General features: G+C 55.1%; 16 protein-coding genes and 1 tRNA gene. 4 read left to right on the top strand and 13 right to left on the bottom strand.

The genetic code is table 11. The annotated features are described in order from the left end of the window. Positions 1–5 precede the first annotated feature (5 nt). From CA54_RS04075 to CA54_RS04125, 11 genes are all read right to left on the bottom strand, one after another. Positions 6–425 carry a hypothetical protein gene (locus tag CA54_RS04075; protein WP_146369577.1) on the bottom strand — a complete coding sequence of 140 codons (420 nt, stop codon included), beginning with the start codon at positions 423–425 and terminating at the stop codon, positions 6–8. A gap of 320 nt (positions 426–745) precedes the next feature. Next, positions 746–1060, bottom strand: a complete 315-nt coding sequence (locus tag CA54_RS04080; RefSeq protein WP_146369578.1) for a hypothetical protein — start codon at positions 1058–1060, stop codon at positions 746–748. A gap of 104 nt (positions 1061–1164) precedes the next feature. After that, entirely contained in the window at positions 1165–1530 is a 366-nt protein-coding gene (locus tag CA54_RS04085) for a hypothetical protein (protein WP_146369579.1), read from the bottom strand. Between the two features lie 79 nt (positions 1531–1609). Continuing rightward, on the bottom strand, positions 1610–3598 hold the full coding sequence (locus CA54_RS04090) for an ATP-dependent DNA helicase (protein ID WP_146369580.1): 1989 nt from the start codon (positions 3596–3598) through the stop codon (positions 1610–1612). 165 nt (positions 3599–3763) lie between these two features. Continuing rightward, positions 3764–4960 carry a hypothetical protein gene (locus tag CA54_RS04095; RefSeq protein WP_146369581.1) on the bottom strand — a complete coding sequence of 399 codons (1197 nt, stop codon included), beginning with the start codon at positions 4958–4960 and terminating at the stop codon, positions 3764–3766. Between the two features lie 67 nt (positions 4961–5027). Beyond that, positions 5028–6113, bottom strand: a complete 1086-nt coding sequence (gene mtnA, locus CA54_RS04100) for an S-methyl-5-thioribose-1-phosphate isomerase (RefSeq protein ID WP_146369582.1) — start codon at positions 6111–6113, stop codon at positions 5028–5030. 8 nt (positions 6114–6121) lie between these two features. Continuing rightward, the gene (locus CA54_RS04105) at positions 6122–6568 is read right to left on the bottom strand and encodes an NIPSNAP family protein (protein WP_146369583.1); all 447 of its coding nucleotides are present in this window, start codon (positions 6566–6568) and stop codon (positions 6122–6124) included. Between the two features lie 115 nt (positions 6569–6683). Beyond that, positions 6684–7466 carry an SDR family NAD(P)-dependent oxidoreductase gene (locus CA54_RS04110; RefSeq protein WP_146369584.1) on the bottom strand — a complete coding sequence of 261 codons (783 nt, stop codon included), beginning with the start codon at positions 7464–7466 and terminating at the stop codon, positions 6684–6686. 81 nt (positions 7467–7547) lie between these two features. Then, positions 7548–8156, bottom strand: coding sequence for a 16S rRNA (guanine(966)-N(2))-methyltransferase RsmD (gene rsmD / locus CA54_RS04115; protein ID WP_146369585.1), 609 nt, complete (start codon positions 8154–8156; stop codon positions 7548–7550). An 84-nt stretch (positions 8157–8240) separates the two neighbouring features. After that, positions 8241–8762 (bottom strand): FHA domain-containing protein, encoded by a 522-nt coding sequence (locus tag CA54_RS04120; protein ID WP_146369586.1) that lies wholly within the window; start codon positions 8760–8762, stop codon positions 8241–8243. A gap of 216 nt (positions 8763–8978) precedes the next feature. After that, positions 8979–9539, bottom strand: a complete 561-nt coding sequence (locus CA54_RS04125) for a response regulator transcription factor (protein WP_146369587.1) — start codon at positions 9537–9539, stop codon at positions 8979–8981. Between the two features lie 927 nt (positions 9540–10466). On the opposite strand from CA54_RS04125, the gene csrA reads away from it, so the two are divergent. The 3 genes from csrA (at position 10467) to CA54_RS04140 (ending at position 11907) form a co-directional block, all read left to right on the top strand. Next, positions 10467–10673 (top strand): carbon storage regulator CsrA, encoded by a 207-nt coding sequence (csrA, locus tag CA54_RS04130; protein ID WP_146369588.1) that lies wholly within the window; start codon positions 10467–10469, stop codon positions 10671–10673. 454 nt (positions 10674–11127) lie between these two features. Continuing rightward, positions 11128–11201, top strand: a tRNA-Glu gene (locus CA54_RS04135). A gap of 412 nt (positions 11202–11613) precedes the next feature. Continuing rightward, positions 11614–11907, top strand: coding sequence for a hypothetical protein (locus tag CA54_RS04140; RefSeq protein WP_146369589.1), 294 nt, complete (start codon positions 11614–11616; stop codon positions 11905–11907). Positions 11908–11914: 7 nt separating this feature from the next. Here the strand turns inward: CA54_RS04140 and CA54_RS04145 are convergent, their stop codons facing one another. Beyond that, positions 11915–12571, bottom strand: coding sequence for a hypothetical protein (locus CA54_RS04145; protein WP_146369590.1), 657 nt, complete (start codon positions 12569–12571; stop codon positions 11915–11917). Between the two features lie 129 nt (positions 12572–12700). Here CA54_RS04145 and CA54_RS04150 point away from each other — a divergent pair, with 129 nt between their 5' ends. After that, the gene (locus CA54_RS04150; RefSeq protein ID WP_146369591.1) at positions 12701–15289 is read left to right on the top strand and encodes an excinuclease ABC subunit UvrA; all 2589 of its coding nucleotides are present in this window, start codon (positions 12701–12703) and stop codon (positions 15287–15289) included. 189 nt (positions 15290–15478) lie between these two features. On the opposite strand, the gene CA54_RS29135 is transcribed toward CA54_RS04150, so the two are convergent. After that, positions 15479–15940: a hypothetical protein gene (locus tag CA54_RS29135; RefSeq protein ID WP_197532191.1), complete on the bottom strand. Its 462-nt coding sequence runs from the start codon at positions 15938–15940 to the stop codon at positions 15479–15481. Between the last annotated feature and the right edge of the window lie 133 nt (positions 15941–16073).

The raw sequence follows: 16073 nt of genomic DNA on the forward strand, positions 1-16073 counted from the left end.
ATCGACTAATACCCCCGACGCCATCCACGGTAGTAGTTAAATCCGCCGTACCCATAGTTGTACGGATGCGACCAGCGGTAATCCAAACGGTTGTAAGCGGGGAATTTCGAAGCCCGGGCATCTTGCGTGCGGATGATTGTTGTGGGACGCATTTGGTCAAACAACAACTCCATGGCCGAATCGTGGCGATACGAAGGATTGGCATCGTACTCGGCCCGATTGAACGGAATAGCATTATAAGCCTGTTCGTAACTCAGACCGTTCTTCTCAAATTTGGGGGCCTCTTCCTTTTCGGCGTAACGAATCGTGATCTCCCAATCCGCATCGTCCTGAGCCATAGCTGTGGCAGCCGGCAACGCTAAGACAACCGCGCAGAGCGCCGAGCCACTGAGGACCATTTTCTGTAAACAGTTCAATTTCAACATGTTGCACCTATTAACCAATGATGAATGTCGGCGGAAATTACAGCGGACCGACCAATCAAACCTCGATTGCGAAAAAACGCGCATTTTCCACAAAGCCCGCACAACCTACATTCTACCAAGCCAAAAACACCAAAGGCAACCACGAAATCCGTCGGAAACCATCCCAGCGACGAATTTCATGCTAAGCGTTTCACGCCACTGCCAAGCGGTTTCGCTGCCCTGCTTGCACCACCAGTGGTAAAAAAACAGCACCCCGGCAAAGTAACTGCTCTGCCGAGGTACTGGTCATAAATCCGATGTTAGTTGCCTAACAAGGCGACTTAGGACATCGGGGCTGCACAACACGGTTTAGCTGTTGCGCAACAATCCTGGCTGCCAGTGTCGCAACAAGCCTTTTCCGCAGCACAACACTCGGCTTGGTCGTCACAGCATTTCTGTGGACCATCGCAGCAGGCTTCGCCGTTTTGGCAACAAGCCGGCTTTTCCGCAGCGGCGCAACAGGCCGCTCCCGCTTCACAACAGGGTAATCCCAATGCACAACAGTCCTCGCCGCTCTCAGCGGTGCTGCCGACATTGACCGTGGCGAGTGTCATTGCGAGTGCTGCAAACGAGGCCAAAGCAAATTTCGTAAACATAATATCTCTCCATAAAGGCGGTCCTCACTTTGCGCACTGCTGCGCGCAAGGAGACCGTTTTGAAAAACAGAAAAAAACTCACAGATCATCCGCGGAGCAGCAGCTTATATCCGCCAGACGCACTGGAGTATTCGGAGAGAGGTTTCCCCAGCGACGAGAAGGTTCTCGTGACCGCCCAAATCGGCAGTCGCGGGGAGAATGATGGCCAGCGGCGGCAAAGCCCCTTGCCACTGCACGTCAACTTGCGTGAGGCTAACCATTTCAGCCGTCACGGCGACGCGCTTGAGGCAACAGTCACACTGCCGGTCCACGGGTGCGGAATCGCTATCACCCAAAGGCTGACTGTCGTGAACCGTACAACAGGCACGTTGCTGCTGAGCAGCGGTGCTATCGGCGCAACACGTCATCGGCGGCAACGCGGTTGCCAGCGCAACGAACAAATAGACATATTGCAGACGAAAGGCACTCATGATGAAAATTCTATGCCTCGTCTTGTCACGGGTCAATATGCCAATTTTGTACCTAAGCCATACCGACTAATAATCCCCGCTATTCATCATCAATCACCACTTGGCAATCGGGTAGGCTGCTGAGGAACATGCGGCCGTATTGTTTGGTGCGGACGCGGGGATCGAGAATCACCACTTGGCCGTGGTCAGTTTTGCGGCGGATCAAGCGGCCGAAGCCTTGCTTCAGTTTGATGATTGCCTCGGGGACCTGGTATTCCATAAAAGCATTTCCACCGCGGGACTTGATCGCTTCGATGCGAGCTTCTAAGAGCGGATGGTCCGGCACGCTGAAGGGCAATTTGGCGATGATCACATTTTGCAGCGCATCCCCCGGCACATCGACGCCTTGCCAAAAACTGTCCGTGCCGAAGATCACCCCCCGCTCGTCTTTACGAAACCGCTCCAACATCAGCGACGTCGGCATCCCCTCCCCTTGTTGGTAGAGTCCGAAGCTATTGTCGGAGAACCAATACTGCAACCGTGCGGCGCAGTTGCGGAGCATACCGTAACTGGTGAACAACACAAACGCCCGCCCTTCGGTTTGCGAGACGTATTTTTTAATTTTCTCACACACCGCCGCTTCGTATTCCGACGGAGAACCGCCCGGGTCAGGCATCGATTTTGGCAAAATCAATTGTACGTTCTTGCGGTAGTCAAACGGGCTGCCCAGTTTGTTCTCAAAACTGCGGCCGACACCCAAGCGCAGTTTGGTGAAATTAAAATCCTTGCCCGCTACGGCCAATGTCGCACTGGTTAAAATCACGGTGGGGGTCTTGTCGAACAATTCTTTTTGCAGTGTCGCCGCCACCTCAATCGGAGCGCAGTACAACGTCACCCGTTCGCGGCGTCCGCTGATGTACTCCGTCCAATAGACCGAATCGGGCATCGTTTGGTGCAGCCAATTGCTCAAGCCATCGGCCAATGTCACGCAGCGATTGGCCGCGGCGGTCAGTTCAACTTTCTCTTCTTCGCGTTTGAGTTTTTCCGCATGCACGGCAATGCTGCCGGCCAATTCCCGCAACGGACCGTTGACCTCGTTGATCACGTCCGGCGGCGTGCGCAAGCGTCCATTGGAGCTGCCATGCAGGCGCAACCAATCCTTCAACGCATCGAAGAAATCGCCCACCACGTGCCGCAAATGAACCACCAGTTTCTGAGCTGCGGTCAGACCATGTGGAACGAGTAGCCCTTTTTGCGTTCGCTCGTTGTAGAGTTTGTTGAGTAGATATTCGAATTGCCCGCTGGAGACGGTCATGCCCAGATGCGCGCCCGCCACCCCTTCGACACTGTGAGCTTCGTCCAAAATCACAACATCATAATCGGGCAACACCTTGGCCCCTTCGCGGCGGAGGGCCAAGTCGGAGAAGAACAGCGCATGGTTCACAACCAATATATCCGCGTTCCACACACGGCGACGGGCTTTGTAGTAAAAGCAATCATCGTAGGTCGGGCAGCGTTTGCCGAGGCAGTTGCCATGTTCGCTTTGGATTTCGTCCCAAACCTTGGGCAACGGGCGGAACCGCAAGTCCGACTTACTGCCGTCGCCCGTCTCTTGTGACCACTCGGCAATTTGCGCCAATTGCTCAGTCTCTTCGGACTGAGAAAACATCGTTTTCGCACGATCGATGGCGCCGTTCATCCGCCGCAAGCTGATGTAATTCGACCGCCCTTTGACCAGCACGGCGGAGAATTCGACCGGCAGCACCGCGTTGAGAAACGGGATATCGCGGAGGATGAGCTGTTCTTGCAAGCTGATCGTGTTCGTGGAAATGATGATCGGCTTTTTGTCGCTCTTGTTGGACGCGGCTCCTTGGGCGGCAGTGGCATGCAGAATCGCCGGGACCAGATAGGCAAAGCTTTTCCCCACGCCGGTTCCCGCTTCGACGATCAGATGCGAGCGTTCGCGAATCGCGTGTTCAGCCGCTTCGGCCATTTCCAATTGTTCGGGCCGATGCTCATAGTCGGTCAACCGCGCGGCAATGCGGCCGTCGGGACCGAGAATCGAAGCACTGCTCACACTAGCGGACATGGATGGAATTTTCTCTACGAATTAGTTTCAAAACCTTCTGACGCGTACCGCTGACACAGCCCTGCATTTTCCCGAACAAGCACAACCCGGTTTTGAAATTAAGTTCTCGGATATGCAAAGGTTAACGCGCGTCAATTGCCGGCGAATTATACGAGATGCAATGGTTCAAGACGAATCGTGACGCGCCGTTGCTGCCGGTCCCGCGGGAGTTGCCGGCTTGGCCAGTACATACAACGCTTGCAATAGCAGGAAAATCCCCAGCGGTGCGAAGACCGCAACCCTCAACACCGACATGACCACCGGTGGCAGGCCCGCTTGGCCGCCGACAAGCACCACCACCACGCCCAACAACGTGAGCATGATCAAACAGCAACCAATGGCCGTCATTTGTGTTTTGAAGTTGCTCCGCTCCGAATGCGCCTCGAAGAACAACTCGATCGTGCGTTTGCGGCGCAGCGAACGATCGGTCGCGTGCATCAATTCCATGCCCCGCTGAATATCTTCCCATTTCGACTCAGACGCGTCATTGTCCCGCGCGGCCAAAAACGATGCCAGGACCGCCGGTCCCCAATCGTCGACAGCTGTTTGTTGCGGGAACTCAAAATCCGGACCGTCCGCCTGCAATGTCAATGACGAGTCGGCGGGATTACCGCTCAAGACCGCCGTCGAGCGCATGCCAGCGATTTTCAATTGCCACGTTTCCTGCGGATCGACCTTCGCCATCCAAGTCGCCTGCGGCGCCTGGTCGCAAGCCAAAGTTGTTGTCAGCGACGACAGCGCCTCGTCGGTCCCGGTCCGCAGCGTCGTGACTAAGCTGTAATTACCACCCATGTCCCGTAGCAGATCGACATCCGCTAAAAATGCGCGATCGACTTGTGACTTGGTCAAAAACGGCGATTGTTCGTTGTCGCTAGCAGGAACCAGGGTGCGGTTTAACTCCAAATACTGCACGACGCCCAGTTCTCCCTCATCAATCAATTGACGCAGCTGGACCACCAGCGGGTGTTGGCGGAGCGGCCAAATGGGGAACAACGTGATCGGTTCATCGGCCGTCACTAGCGATAACTCATAGATCACGCCCAAATCCTGACCATAGAGCGGTAGCGCGAGCAGCGATTTCCCCGCCTCGGCCATTTCACGGGCCGCCGTCAGAATTTCATCCGTCGCACTGGCCACAATCACCGCTTCGATTGTCGTATCCTGTTGGATTTCCTGGAGGAACGAGCAATTCACCGCTGCAGGGCAGTCGTCGGCCAAACGGTCGGCTTGATAGACTGCCGTCACTTGATGTTCAGGGGTTGCGCAGATGGCCCTGAGCAACGGTTGGACTTCGGGGGCGTCACCCAAGAGGGCAAAATTCATCACTCGGCTTTCGATCGGGCGCGCGGTGTGTGCATCGGATTTCGGGAGCGCAGCCCTATTATAGTGATCAGTTGTCCGCGGCGGAACTGCCGACCATTTTGCGCACATTTTCCGTCGTCACGGGACGTATGACTCCCCGCTCGGTGAAAATCGCTGCGATGAGCGCCGCGTCGGTCACATCGAAGGCCGGATTAAACACCCGGGCGTTGTCGGGCGCCGTTTGCCGGCCGAAACCATGCGTGATTTCTTCCGCTGCCCGTTCTTCGATGGGGATCTGCGAGCCGTCGGCCAGTGCGAGGTCGAATGTGCTAGTGGGGGCGGCGACATAGAACGGGATGCCGTGCGCTTTGGCCAACGTGGCGACGGAGTACGTGCCAATTTTATTAGCGGCATCGCCGTTAGCAGCAATTCGATCCGCTCCGGTCACAACAGCTTGAACGCTGCCTTGCTTCATAACCCAACCGGCCATGGAATCGCAGATTAAAGTTGCAGGAATGTTCCGCTGCATCAATTCCCATTGAGTCAACCGCGCGCCCTGCAACAAAGGGCGGGTCTCGTCGACATAGACTTCGATGTTTTTGCCGGCCGCAGCTGCAGCAAAGAAAACCGAGAGGGCCGTTCCATCCCCGGCGGTCGCCAACCCTCCTGCGTTGCAATGCGTTAGTACCGCGTCACCATCGCTGAGCAACTCCGCACCGACGCGCCCGATAGCGGCGCACATGGCGCGGTCTTCATCATCGATCCGCCGCGCTTCGTCCAGCAATAGCGCCGTCAATTCCGACGGAGACGCCTCTGGATGTCCCTCGACGAACTGCCGCATGCGGTCGAGCGCCCAAAACAAATTTACCGCCGTCGGCCGGCTGCCGGCGAGGTATGTGGCCGTTTGATCGAGCGCCTTGTCGAATTCAGCACGCGAACCGGACGCTGCACTGCGCACGCCCAGCACCACGCCGTAGGCTGCTGCCACGCCGATCGCCGGGGCGCCGCGGACGCGCAGTGCGCGGATCGCTTCCCAAACCTGCTCGACGGAGTCGCAATCGATTTCGCGCAACTCCATCGGCAGTAATGTTTGATCAATCATCCGCAGACAACCGGTCGTCTCCCCTTGCCAGGAAAGCGTGCGCGGGATGTCAGTGGGGTTCGTCGTTGCCATGTCTCGCGTCACTTCTTCATCGGAGAAAAATCAGTCGGCGTCATGTACACGCTCTCGACCTTTTTGACGAGTTTGCCATCGGCGATCGATTCGGCGTATGCCTCTTTCCATTGCGGATCGCTGATGAAACCCTTCCAGGATGCCTTGGCCGCTTCGGGACTGGCGTGGGAGACGACGTAGATCAGCGTATTGTCGGCCAGTTTTTCATCACTTGGCGTCCAGTAGGCGACATTTTTCATGCCGTGCTTTTCGAAGAGTTTCATTGTGTGGTCACGAAAACGCGCGTGCAGTGCGGCCAGCTTTCCCGGGTTGGTGGTATAGGTCCGCAATTCAAAAATACGACTCTCAGCCGGTTCGTCGGCGTGGCTGTTATTGTTCGTGGTGAATCGTGTAGTGGCGAGCAGAGCCGCAAGAATCGCAAAGCCGCAGGCGGCCAATCGGTACGTGGATTTCATGGAGTGCCTTTCCAAGGAGGGTGGGTTGGTCCCCCGGCGAATCCGAGGGCTGATGGAGATAATCGGGAGGGCGCTGTCCCTGTCCCCGCGAAGAGTATCCGAGGGACAGTGAACATTACCACAACGTATATCCGCCGTCGATGACCAAGGTCGCCCCAGTCATATAGCGCGAAGCGTCGGAGGCGAGATAGACCGCCAACGGTCCCAGGTCTTCCGGTTCGCCAAATTTCCCCGCAGGAATCGCAGCCTCGAAGGACTCGATGACCGAGGGATTGTCCTTGGCCCAGCGCTGGTTGGGTTCGGTCATAAATCCGCCGGGACAGATCGCATTGACCGTCACGCCTTGTGGCGCCCAATCGGCAGCTGTCGCCCGCGTGAAGGCGATCACCGCCGCCTTGGATGCTTCGTAGCTGCGGCCACCGATGTTACGGCTGGCGATCATGCCCGATATAGACGCGTTGTTAATCACCCGTCCACCGCCGGGCAATTGGAGCATCGCCCCGCCGATGATTTTTGTGCAGAGGAACGTGCTGGTGAGATTCAAATCGAGAATCGTCTGCCAATCGTCCAACGGCAATTCCTCGGTCGGGACATTAATCCGCCGCCCGCCCACATTGTTGATCAGAATCTCAAACGGTCCATATTCGGCAAGAGCGTCGCGGCAAATTTGTTCCGCCTGTGCCGGTTGCCCAATATCCCCAATGATGGTATGCGCGTTGCGTCCGAATCCGCGAATATCCTCAGCTGTTTGTTCTAAACTCTCCGCATCGCGGCCGACGAGCACGACATCGGCGCCCGCTTCGGCAATGGCCAGCGCCATTTCCCGCCCCAATCCGCGACTCCCGCCGGTGATGAAGAGCTTCCGTCCATCTAACCGCAATCGATCCCAAATGCTCATCGCTGGTCTCCGTATTTTTACTTAGCCACTGGAGTGACTATGCAAAAGGAGACGGCGAATTGCAATCCACCGCAGCGGTGTTTACTCCTCGGCGGTGCCGGGAGCCGGAGGATCGGTCGATTTCACGAAGAAGTGCAAAGCCATGCTCGACGGCTTAAGGCATTCTTGGAGTGACCATTCCGGAGGGACAGCAAATTCGGCCCTGCCCCCGGTGCGGATGACCAGCAGCGCATCGTCGGCCGTGACATCGGCGCGCGCTAAGCGCGTGAGCGCCTTGTAAGGCTCGGAGGTTTCATCGGCCCTTTCCATGAATCGGTAAGGGGGATCGAAGAAGACGATATCGTACGGGCTCCAATCGTCCAGTCCTTTGGGTTTGAAGGAGGACCGTAATGCATTGGTACGCCAACAGAGCGTCTCTTCTTCAGCGTTGAGCGACTCAACGTTCTGCTTGAGCAATTCCCATGCACGATGGTCCTGCTCAATAAAGACTGCTAGCCGCCCGCCGCGGCTGAGAGCTTCCAAGCCAAAACTGCCCGTGCCTGCGAAAATATCGGCGACCGCCGCGCCTTGAAGCTTTTCTTCAAGACGATCGAACAAGGCCACTTTGACTCGATCGATGATGGGGCGTGTGGTTTGACCGGGATTAGCGAGCAATTTACGACGACGGTACTTTCCGGAAATAATGCGCATCAATGGTGAATTTCGAGGTCTCGTCGCTTGTTCGTTATTGAATGAACCGCCGAAAAAGCGGGTGACTTTTTTTCGTTTCCGGTTTTACTTCTTTTTCGTTTCAAAGTGCCGGCGAATGATGTCTTGTGCCTCTTCGGCAATCGACTTGGCTTCCGGCTCGGCCGGGGGCAGTTCAGCAGTAGCTGCATGCTCGCGGTTTGCTTCGACAGTTTGTATTTCAGTCGTTTCGGAGTCGGCGGCACTGGCGTTGGTGTCCCCTTCGGCCAGCCAGGTCGCAATACTATCGTCGTCAGCCGACCCGGGCGGTGCAGCCAATTGGGGGATTTCCATGGTGAACTTCACGGGGCCGACTTTCAGCAGGTCCCCGGGCCGCATCATGTGGTCCCCTTCAATCTTCATGCCGTTGATGATCACACCATTTTGACTACCGGAATCCTTAATAAGAATCCCTTCATTGGTAGCCAGCAGCGAACAGTGAACCCGACTGACGTCCCCAGATGTTAAACGGACGTAACATTTGTCGTCGCGGCCGACAGTCACTTCCCGGTTGGGAAGCGGAATCTTAGTGCCTTGGTGTTTACCGTTTTGAACGATCAACGTCGCCATGACCAACCGCCTCGAATGGATAGGAATAATACTCAAATCAACGGCATAAAAAACGCAAAAAGCAGAGAGGAATAATGCCGCCAATAATAATTGCCAAAACTCAGCAGTCACCGCTTGCTCTGCGCGGTCGAACCTGAAACTGACACTCGGTCGACGTCAGTCATGAACTTCTCAACAGTAAGGGAAACCCGTGTAAACCGGTAAGGACATGATCGGCTAATCGTGGATTGGAACCATCGTGGGTTCCCCGCACTCAGGACAGGTCAACGATTTGCCGCGGTGAACCGGACTGACGCGAAACCGCTTTCCACAGGAACAAGAAAAGCGTACGCGCCGGTCTTCGCGCGGGCGGTCTGAGTGGACCTCCCACCACGCGTTTTCGGCGATTTCTCGGATCTTCGACAAGAGGACTTCGGGCTGTACCGGCTTAACGAGATAACCATCGGCGCCGACTCGGGAAGCAAGCTTCTTCGCTTGATCCAGTTCGATCTCAGAGACGACCAAGACAGGTACCGTTTTATCCGTTTGTTTGAAGCGTTCGCAAATCTCGAATCCAGTGTCGCCCTTTAAAATCAACTCGGTGATTACAAAGTCGGGCTTGCGCATGACAAAGATCGATTGCGCTTGGCCGCCGTCTTTGGCTGTCAATACTGTGAATTTTTGGCTTTCAAGCAGCGTCTTCATGGACTGCGCCGTCTCGGCGTCCGCTTCGATAAGCAGAATCCGATTGACGACGACGTCGGTGAGGGCGCGGCCAGAGAAATCTTCTGCGACCATGGACTTTTCACTCTCACGATCTGAAATCGATAAAATGCTCAGCTAAGAAATTATGACAAATTATCTAAGTAGTATCACCCAAAAGAATGACCAGAATGGATGCTTCCGCAATTGATATAACGTTAGCCATAACCGAAAATGGCCTCGCATGCAAATAAATTCCTATAACTTGGCAAGCCAGGAGACAGACAAGAGATCGAAAACCGGAGCGTGGATTGGCCAAAACAGGAGACTGAACGGACAAGATCACCCACGTGCCGAGAAATCCAACTGCCTGTTTGCACACCCCCACAGCTGGCCTCGACGACATTTCGAGCAAGATCGCACGCAGCATCGTATTTGTCTCAACGTTTGCGTCCTGCATAAATTTTAACGGTTCTCTTTTCAAAGAGGGATGCCAATTTTTCGCCGATTTGACATTTCGCATTCTGATGGCTCGGTTCCGCCTACCTAGGAAAATGCACCATAGCATTTTGCAACATGCGGCTATCCCACTCTTCGCTCTACCGGCCAATACCTTAGCAAAATAGCCTCGGCGTCACGAAAGTCATGAATTCGCAATTCGGGGGATGATAGAACACCAGAAGTCGGCAAAAAGTTTCGTTTTTGTTAGAAAGTCAGGCAGAAAAGAAGTTCGCCTCCCCTTTAACCACAAGATGTTTGACAGAAAGGACTTATGAGACACCTCCCTTTTTAACAATAAGCAAGCTAAGGATTTGCCCTCTGTCGCCTGCGTCAAGGTCTAGGGTCGCCCCTTGACCTATTTTTGCTTGACGCTTAGAATAAATTGAGATGATTGGTTGGTAGCGGGACACTGAAGTTCCGGTCAACCCATACGCTTGCATGAAGCCGAGCCGTCATCGTAGTGTCGGTCTGGTTCCTTCTTCACAGGGAGCAGGCTTCGCAGTACTGGGAGAGTAGCGTCCAATGTTAGTTCTTTCACGTAAAAAGAACGAAAGCATTGTAATTGACGACAACATCGTCATCACGGTGGTGGAAGTTCGTGGGGATAAAGTGCGTTTGGGAATCCAAGCGCCCAAGGAAATCCCCGTACACCGCAGTGAAGTTTACGAAGCAATCCACAATCATGAACAGAAGACCGGTCACTCCGGGGTTTCCCCCGCTGAGACTTAGAATTCTGTCGGATCAAATGATTGCATTGTTGGTCTTTACTATGTCTTTTACTCACTAATCGTTTGCTACACCGTGATTTCGACGGTGACGTGACTTACGTGATCGATCCAAAACTCGCGTTCCCATAATTCTTTAGGTGTATCTCCACGCATCTGACCTATCGTTCTCACCACGATCGAACTGCACCCTCACTCTTCCTACGGGAAAATAGGCCAAATGCAGATCGCTGCAAACGAGACACGGCACCGGGAAATCTGGATTCCCACCGCGTGCATCCGTGAGTTTCAGTGAATTCGACTCTTTTGTTTGAAGCACAGCAACCGAATGAGCCGAAGCTCTCTAACACGATATCGAATCCGCGAAAACAAAACATCGTTTTTCCCGCTTTTATGAGGCGGCCATCGTCTTGACAATCGGTGAAGCGGTTCTGTATTGTATGACGCATCAGGCACAAGGCCCCATCGTCTAATCCGGTTAGGACACCGGGTTTTCATCCCGGCAATAGGGGTTCAAATCCCCTTGGGGTCACTTTCTCGAAATCGTTTAGCTTTCGAGTGACAATGCCTATAGCGACGGCAGTTGGCTAATGACGCCAACCGCCGTCGCTTTTTTTGTGCATGTTTCTTGACTCGAGGAAACGGCACAACATCTCCTGTCGGCCAATTGTCGAATTGCGTCGATTTCCCACGCTCGATTGCCGATTTGAGGCAATCCCACCGCTTTTATGAGTACTGGGGGGGCCCGCGGAATCCTGCAACTCCTTGCCAGCCAACACACAACTCAAGGCCAGCATAGGGGTTTTCCCTGAACAGTTCGCTTTTTGCAACACTCTGTAAGCTAAAATAGATATGCATAGGTGCAAACAGACCTTCATAGACATGAGGTACACAAGCCAACCGCAGAGCGTCCCCTTAAGCGGCATCGGGCAATGGGAGGGACAATGGATAAAGTAATTGGATTATTGGCAAGCCACAGGACCGCCGCTGCTGAAGAGGTCGTGCGACACATCGAACAATACTTCAAGAGAAATGATTTTGAAGTCATTACCGACGAGGTGGTTGAATACCTGTCGATTCAACCAGTCACTTTGCTGATGGAAGGCCAAGTGATCTTCTCAACTGGTTTTCCCAAGTCCGCCTCTTGGAAAGCCCGGCTAACGCTGGACAATGATAAATTGCGTTTCGCGCGACTCTCCATCTCTGATGGAGAGCAATTCGACTCCCTGTCCGAATGACCCCCGTTCATTGAGACAATTCGACGGTCATCCACAAGCTGGGGTCGTGCGCGATCGGAAAATCGGGGCCAACGCTGGGATATTGCTGACCAAGTTCGCTATCCCGCAACAGGTAGTAAAACCCCAACTGCCGCGTCGACTCCGGGTCAAACCCATGCAGCGCTGTTGCGGGAATCCAAACCTCAAGTTGATACCCGTCGGCGGGAATGCTGGATCGCACTTGAATGTCATTGATATGAGTTTGCGGCGCATCTTCTCGGGCACGGGCAATTGCTAACTGCGAGGCCGACGGCTGATCGCTTTTGGGGCCGTCTCCAGCGGGTAGAAACGCAAAGTGGTGGCAGAAGCGACTGGCTCGGTGGATGTTCTGCGTATTGCGCGTATCAATCCAGACTTGTAGCCCATCCGTCTCGATCGGAATCGCAGCGCGACAGACCGTGGGGCGACTCTTGCCGCTCACTTTAACTGTGATGCCAATCCCCTGCTCGTTCCAAGCAAGTCGAATATCGCCGAATTTGGCTGCCGAATCCAAATCGCTGAAATCAGGCAACGCATGGGCTGCCGACAATTTCAGCAAGGCCTTTCCCCGCAGCGGTAATTTCGCGGAGTACTTCGCCGGGAGGGAGTACCGAAACAAAAAGCGATGCGGAAGGAGTTGGTTCATGGTGAATTACGGTCTCTGGCCCGGCCGAGGAATTATCGTTGGCTTCTATGTTAGTGAATTTCAGCCGCAGCGCATACAATCGGTAGGACGAATACCGACCAGCCTCCCCTGCAGCAAGCCCCTTTGATTATGCCCGCGAATCCCCCGTTGAACAATGCGATCCAGGTTCGCGGTGCGCGGGTCCACAATCTGCAAAACGTTGATGTCGATATTCCCCACGAGAAATTGGTGGTCTTCACCGGTGTCAGCGGCAGCGGTAAAAGTTCACTCGTGTTCGACACCCTATTCGCCGAGGGACGACGACGGTATCTGGAAAGCTTGTCGACCTACAGCCGGCAATTTTTGAATCAGCTTGAGCGGCCCGATGTGGATCTACTGGAGGGTTTGCCGCCGACATTGAGCGTCGAACAGAGTGCCGGCTCGGTCCAACCCCGCAGCACCGTGGGGACCACGACAGAAATCTATGACTATCTGCGACTGCTGTACGCGCGTGCGGGGCGCGCGCACTGTTACCAATGCGGTAAACCGGTCGAGCAACAATCCCCCCAGGCGATTGTCGATGCCATCCTAAGTTTCGATGACCGGACCAAAGTCATGTTACTCGCGCCGCTCGTCAAAGGCCGCAAAGGCGCGCACAAAAAGGTCTTTGAGCAGATATTCCGCGAAGGATTCGTCCGCGCCCGCGTCGATGGGGAGTTGGTCGATGTGGCGGACCCACCCGATTTGCAGAAAACCCGTACTCACAATATCGATGTCGTTGTCGACCGCATCGTGATCAAAGAGGGCATTGCTCCACGGCTGAGCGAATCGGTCGACCTGGCGCTGCGGCACGGGGAAGAGACCTGCATTGTTTTGCGACAAGTCGATGGGGAATGGCAAGAGCATCGCTTCAGCACCCGCTTCGCCTGCGCGAGTTGCGGCATCAGCTTTGACGAATTGGAGCCGCGGACATTCAGCTTCAATTCCCCATACGGAGCCTGCCCAAAATGCGAAGGGATGGGGCACCTGATTCCCGAGTCTGCCAGCAAGAACGACGAAGAGGCGCCAAAGATTTGTGATGTTTGTAATGGCAGTCGCTTGGCACCAATCGCGCGTTCAGTGACCGTTGATGGCGTGGCGATTCATGAATTGACTGCCCAACCGATTTCGCAGGTCCATGATTTCATCTTACGATTGCTGGAATCATTACACAATTCGTCCACAAGCATCTTCAATACCGAAGCGGCCCAACTCGCGGCTGGCGGAGTGTTGGACGACGTGGAATCGCGGCTACGTTTTTTAATGCAGGTCGGCTTGGAATACTTGGCACTGGACCGCCCCACCAAAACGCTATCAGGCGGCGAATACCAACGCGCCCGCTTGGCCGCTTGCCTGGGATCAGGGTTAACGGGAGTCTGTTATATCCTTGATGAACCGACCATCGGCCTGCATCCCCGTGATGTGGGCCGGTTGTTGGAGTCGTTGGCGGAACTGCAAGCGCAAGGAAATAGTGTCCTAGTAGTCGAACACGATCCGGAGGTGATGGCCCGCGCCGACTACATGGTCGATGTTGGTCCCGGCGCCGGACAGCATGGGGGTCGAATCATCGCCGTAGGGACGCCGCAACAGGTCGCCGAAGCTGACACGCCCACCGGAGAATACCTCAGCGGGCGCCGCGATACGGAGCCAACGCCGCAACGGCGCGCCGCTCATCCAGAAACTGGAATTGTGCTACGCGAAGTCGCCACACATAACTTGAAGCAAGTGACATTGGAACTTCCACTACAGGTCCTAACCTGTATCACCGGTGTCAGCGGCGCGGGTAAAAGTTCGTTGGTAATCGATGCGCTCATTCCGGCGGTACGGCGAAAATTGGGGCAGGAGCGCACTCGCAAGCAAACAACAACCAGCGTCGACGGAGTCATTACGGGAGTCGAGCAGATCGTGCGGTTGGTTCAAGTCGATCAATCCCCCATCGGCAAAACGGGCCGCAGCAATCCAGCCACGTACTCCGGCGTTTGGAATGAAGTTCGCAAAGTCTTTGCTAAAACCCGCGAAGCCCGCATCCGGGGTTACAAGGCGGGCCGCTTCAGCTTCAACAGCAAGTCGGGGTGCTGTGAGACGTGCCGTGGACAAGGCGTAACGCGCATCGCCATGAATTTTTTGCCGGACATGTATGTGACCTGCAGTGACTGCAACGGCGCGCGTTTTAATCCGCAAACGCTGGAGATTCATTTTCGCGACCGCAGTGTGGCCGACGTGTTAGCGATGAGCATTGCCGAGGCGGCTGTGTTTTTTGAAAACGTCCCCAAGCTGCAAAAACAATTAACAACATTTGTCGACGTCGGATTGGGCTACCTGGGACTGGGCCAATCGGCGCTCACACTTTCCGGGGGCGAAGCACAACGGGTTAAATTGGCCAGCGAACTCTCGCCGACATCCCATGGTGAATCCACGCTGTTCGTATTGGACGAACCGACCACAGGTCTCCACCCGGCCGATGTCGAGCAACTGCTGAGCGTCTTGCACCGCTTAGTCGATTCAGGACACACCGTTGTCGTCGTCGAACATGACCTCGACATGATCCGCGCGGCCGACTGGGTGATCGACATGGGCCCCGACGGCGGCGAACAGGGAGGCGCGATCGTGGCAACCGGAACGCCGGAGGAAATCCTCAAACACCCCGACAGCCACACCGCCGCCGCCTTGCGCAATTCCACTGCCCCAGCCGTGAACTAAAATGGGAATCGCTGGAGCAGTTGTCCGCAGGCGAAAGTTGAGGACAGCATTTCCCAACAGCACTCCGCGCGCACCGGTAGCCTGACAGAATTGGTGTCCTGATCGGAGAGCCTCGCTGACTGCGCTCAACGCCTAAGAATCCGCCGAGTATTTTCCTGAATTCTAATGAGTTCAGGGCAGGTGGAAGAACTACTCTTCTCCTTCCACTTCCTGCTTTTCGGCGCGGCTGTCATCGCTGTCCGCGTTGTCTTCGCTCTCATCGTCATCGTCGTCGAGCGATTCATCGATCGGCGAACCGACCGGAGCATCCACCGGTGCTTCCCAAGACATGGTGTGCGTTTCGATTTCGCTAACCACCACGTGTTCCTGGCTGCCTTCGGCGTCTTCGACGGCATAACCGCACTCTTGCAGTTTGACGACTTGCTCGGAATCTTTTTCCAGCAGACCGTCATCGCGGATGGGAATTGCCCGCCACCACTGCAAATGCGGCCAATCGCGGCGAATTGTTTTCAAGCAGGTTTCCATGGCCCGTCCGTTAGCCCCGGCGCTAAAGCCGGCCCGTTCTGCAACGAGTCTGAAATTTGCCACCTTGTCCGCTCGCTTCAACTCCCATAGGATTTCCGCGACCAATTGTGCACGAGACGAAGCCATATTCACCTTTCTTCCACGTCAAAACTCGAACCGGGTATGCCACGGATAAATTCCGTCAACAGCCGCGTTTCGAGGGAGCAAACCTCGGCAACAACTCCCAAGACCGCTCACAAAAAATGATGCTACGGGAATT

Source organism: Symmachiella macrocystis (assembly GCF_007860075.1).
Taxonomy (GTDB): Bacteria; Planctomycetota; Planctomycetia; order Planctomycetales; family Planctomycetaceae; genus Symmachiella; species Symmachiella macrocystis.

Excerpts from the sequence above, each read along its gene's own strand:
- CA54_RS29135 (WP_197532191.1), bottom strand. The coding sequence starts at position 15,940 with ATGGCTTCGTCTCGTGCACAATTGGTCGCGGAAATCCTATGGGAGTTG.
- rsmD (WP_146369585.1), bottom strand. The coding sequence starts at position 8,156 with ATGCGCATTATTTCCGGAAAGTACCGTCGTCGTAAATTGCTCGCTAAT.
- CA54_RS04075 (WP_146369577.1), bottom strand. The coding sequence starts at position 425 with ATGTTGAAATTGAACTGTTTACAGAAAATGGTCCTCAGTGGCTCGGCG.
- CA54_RS04105 (WP_146369583.1), bottom strand. The coding sequence starts at position 6,568 with ATGAAATCCACGTACCGATTGGCCGCCTGCGGCTTTGCGATTCTTGCG.
- CA54_RS04110 (WP_146369584.1), bottom strand. The coding sequence starts at position 7,466 with ATGAGCATTTGGGATCGATTGCGGTTAGATGGACGGAAGCTCTTCATC.
- csrA (WP_146369588.1), top strand. The coding sequence starts at position 10,467 with ATGTTAGTTCTTTCACGTAAAAAGAACGAAAGCATTGTAATTGACGAC.
- CA54_RS04095 (WP_146369581.1), bottom strand. The coding sequence starts at position 4,960 with ATGAATTTTGCCCTCTTGGGTGACGCCCCCGAAGTCCAACCGTTGCTC.
- CA54_RS04125 (WP_146369587.1), bottom strand. The coding sequence starts at position 9,539 with ATGGTCGCAGAAGATTTCTCTGGCCGCGCCCTCACCGACGTCGTCGTC.
- CA54_RS04145 (WP_146369590.1), bottom strand. The coding sequence starts at position 12,571 with ATGAACCAACTCCTTCCGCATCGCTTTTTGTTTCGGTACTCCCTCCCG.
- CA54_RS04085 (WP_146369579.1), bottom strand. The coding sequence starts at position 1,530 with ATGAGTGCCTTTCGTCTGCAATATGTCTATTTGTTCGTTGCGCTGGCA.
- CA54_RS04140 (WP_146369589.1), top strand. The coding sequence starts at position 11,614 with ATGGATAAAGTAATTGGATTATTGGCAAGCCACAGGACCGCCGCTGCT.
- CA54_RS04090 (WP_146369580.1), bottom strand. The coding sequence starts at position 3,598 with ATGTCCGCTAGTGTGAGCAGTGCTTCGATTCTCGGTCCCGACGGCCGC.
- CA54_RS04080 (WP_146369578.1), bottom strand. The coding sequence starts at position 1,060 with ATGTTTACGAAATTTGCTTTGGCCTCGTTTGCAGCACTCGCAATGACA.
- CA54_RS04120 (WP_146369586.1), bottom strand. The coding sequence starts at position 8,762 with ATGGCGACGTTGATCGTTCAAAACGGTAAACACCAAGGCACTAAGATT.
- CA54_RS04150 (WP_146369591.1), top strand. The coding sequence starts at position 12,701 with ATGCCCGCGAATCCCCCGTTGAACAATGCGATCCAGGTTCGCGGTGCG.
- mtnA (WP_146369582.1), bottom strand. The coding sequence starts at position 6,113 with ATGGCAACGACGAACCCCACTGACATCCCGCGCACGCTTTCCTGGCAA.